The sequence below is a fragment of the Neobacillus drentensis genome (assembly GCF_036962765.1).
In the GTDB taxonomy this organism is placed as follows: domain Bacteria; phylum Bacillota; class Bacilli; order Bacillales; family Cytobacillaceae; genus Neobacillus; species Neobacillus drentensis_C.
In genome coordinates this window covers 1-3,014 of record NZ_JBALOS010000172.1, presented here as the reverse complement: position 1 = coordinate 3,014, position 3,014 = coordinate 1, and the positions used below count along the sequence as shown (strand labels likewise).

Annotated in this window: 3 protein-coding genes; all 3 read right to left on the bottom strand. The window is 39.3% G+C overall.

What is annotated here, in order from left to right; genetic code table 11:
- Positions 1-182: 182 nt before the first annotated feature.
- A complete protein-coding gene (locus V7137_RS20605; protein ID WP_335699808.1) occupies positions 183-911 on the bottom strand; it encodes a YwiC-like family protein in 729 nt (242 codons plus the stop codon).
- Positions 912-1,028: 117 nt separating this feature from the next.
- A complete protein-coding gene (gene mobB / locus V7137_RS20600) occupies positions 1,029-1,577 on the bottom strand; it encodes a molybdopterin-guanine dinucleotide biosynthesis protein B (RefSeq protein WP_335699807.1) in 549 nt (182 codons plus the stop codon).
- The gene (locus tag V7137_RS20595) at positions 1,565-2,830 is read right to left on the bottom strand and encodes a molybdopterin molybdotransferase MoeA (RefSeq protein WP_335699806.1); all 1,266 of its coding nucleotides are present in this window, start codon (positions 2,828-2,830) and stop codon (positions 1,565-1,567) included. The genes mobB and V7137_RS20595 overlap by 13 nt, the downstream gene beginning before the upstream one ends.
- Between the last annotated feature and the right edge of the window lie 184 nt (positions 2,831-3,014).

Below are 3,014 nucleotides of genomic sequence, written 5' to 3'. Positions count from 1 at the left end.
TGATTGGAGCGGAAGGCGCTTCAATCCTGCGGGAGGACCGGGAAGGGAGACCCCGCAGGAGTGAAGCGACGAGGAGGCTCCCCGGGCAGCCCGCGAACCGGACGCGCCTGGAGCGGAAATCAACAGGCATGTTTAACACTGCCTAACAATAAGGAAAAAAAATCGGTCATTTGACCGATTTTTTATGTTAATAAGACGATTTGATAGGCTGCTATCGTAAAGAAAAGGGCAGAATTGATGATTTCGTAAATACCAATTTGTTTTGGTGATAAGGGTTTTCCATAAAATAAAATTGCTCTAAGTAAACTAGGAATAAATGCTAATGCAACAATCCAAACCCCAGCTCCGAAGCAAAACAATACTAACACGATATGGTAGCACCATGAAATCCACTTAAATTGCTCGTTCTTTTTTTCCCTTATCATTGTTTTGACATAAAATGTACAGCCTACAAAAAATAAGACTGAAGGTAAAAATATGAAAACAAATGTCTGGATGTCGATCAGACCATGTGTTAAATAACTACTTGCTAATCCGGCCATTGAAAAGGCAAAAACAGCACTTAGATCATTCATAAACGCCCGATCTTGATTCTTTGAAGTATAATATGCATTAATCATAAAACACGGGAGCATCAGCAGTCCAAAGTAAATAATCAACGGTCTTTCCATCAGTGGAATAAGAAATAGCATTAGTGCCGGAATCATATAGATTAGCGTCCATTTTGTATAATAAGGGATTTTTTTTCGTTTAAATAAGAGGAGCAGCGGATAGGTTCCCAAGTACAATAAGAGCCAGCCAATGAAAAAAGGGATATGCTTCCATATAAATCCCCCATCAATGACACCCAGCCAATAAGGGATGATTAGCATTGCCCATGCACCATGTTGTTTTGGTAAAAATAACTTCATCCTTTTCACTCCTTTTCCTTGACTAGCTTAAATATAAGCCCGCAAAGTTGAAAAGTAAGTGAAACACATCACATATTTCCATAAAGAAGACCAAATGCCTTCTTTTGTGACGATTTTTTATCGTTTCGGATCATTTTTATAAACAAGCTTAAGAAGTAAATCCAAAGTCCAGCTGATTCCCATTTTATCATCAATGTGAAAGCATGGAACATTTGTTTTAGATGTGATTTTCAAATACAGTTCGTCTTTCCAGTAAACAATAGCAGCTATATTAGAAACTTTATTTAATAAAGGAAGGTCGTCTTCACTTCTTACTATTAGCAACTTTGGAAAAGACTCGAACTTGTAGCCTTCGATTATAATCACATCGGGCTGAAAAAATTTCATCAGTTCAATCTGGTCGTCAAGTGAATAATAATGGTTCTCTGCCTGGAGAAGTATACTTCCATTTCCTTCAATAATTGAAGCATGTGCCCCAGCATGTAAATGTTTGTCTGTATCTTTCAGTGTTGGTTTTTCTGGCCTGCCGCCATGACCGTGATGTTTGATGGTAACGGTTTTTACTCCTTTTGCTGCCAACGTTTTAATCAAATTTGAAGTAATGGTTGTCTTTCCGCTATTTTGATAACCAACCACCTGAAAGATAACAGGCGTTACCAAGGCCACTCACTACCGACTTGATCTTCAAGGAATAGGACATCAACCTCACTGCCAGCTGAATAGCCTCTCGTTCCACCTGGGAGTATCATCAGCGAATTAGCCCCAGAAAGGCTCATAATGATGTTAGACTTATCAAGCCCGCTCGGTGTTGCTTTTAATCTTCCTGCATCAAAAAACGTAGAACTTCGAACAAACCTTGTAAACGGATTAGCTTTAGGAAAATCTACTTCTAAAAGAGCTTTTTCTTTCCGAAGATGCGGTTTTTCGGAAAAAAGCATTCTTCGAATAATTGGGCGGGCAAACAATTCAAACCCGACATAACATGCCGATGGATTTCCCGAGAGCCCAAACAGAAGTTTTCTATTATATTGGGCCACTGTCGTTACACTTCCCGGTCGCATGGCAACTTTATTAAAGAAAACCTCCGCACCAAGCTTTTTATAAATTGCGGGCAGGTAATCAAAATCTCCAACAGAAACCCCGCCGGTCGTAATTAACAAATCAACCTCGTTTAACGCGTTTTTCACTGCTTCAAAGCAAGTGTCAAACTCATCCGGAAGCTTGCCTAAATAGAGTACAATTCCCCCAGCTCTTTCTATTTGAGCTGCGATCATATGAGAATTACTGTTGCGAATTTTCCCTGGAACAAGGGCCTCGTTTACTTCCAATAGCTCAGTCCCTGTAGCAAACAAACCCACAAGTGGTTTTTTCGCCACAGCCACCCGTTCATATCCAAACGTCGCAAGCATGGCTTGTATCCCAGGATTTATTAACATCCCTTTCTTCACCAAAACTTTGCCTTCCTTAGCATCCTCGCCTCTAAACGAAACATTATCACCTTTGTTAAAGCTGCGTTTAATTGACATAAAGGGAATCCCGTTCTTTTCATAAGCCTGCGCAAGTTCGAACATTACAACTGCATCTGTTCCCTCAGGCATCATCGCACCAGTCATAATTCTAACTGCCTGGAAAGCTCCAATTACTTTTTTTGAAACCAATCCAGCACCAATATGATCGACAACTTCAAATTCAACGATATTGGATGGCGAGGCATCCCGTGTATCTATCGACCTGATGGCAAAGCCGTCGTAAGGTGCCCGATCAAAATGAGGAACATCACTGGTTGCAATTAAATCCTCGGATAAAAAACGACCATAGCTTTCATTAATTGAAATATGTTCGGTAACACCCTGTAATTGATAGGCCATAATTTTTTCGACCGCTTCTCTAATTGGTATCGGCCTTCTTCTTTCGAACAAAGTAATCAACTCCTGCCTTAAAACAAGTATTTTTCATTTATTGATATGTACGATTTATCAATGATTAATTTCCATTATAAGCTTATAAAAAACTTAGTAACATATCAAATATCACAAATTAAATAATGTAGCTATAAAAATGAAAATCATATTGAACGTGTGATGCAGGTCACCAAATTTTTTT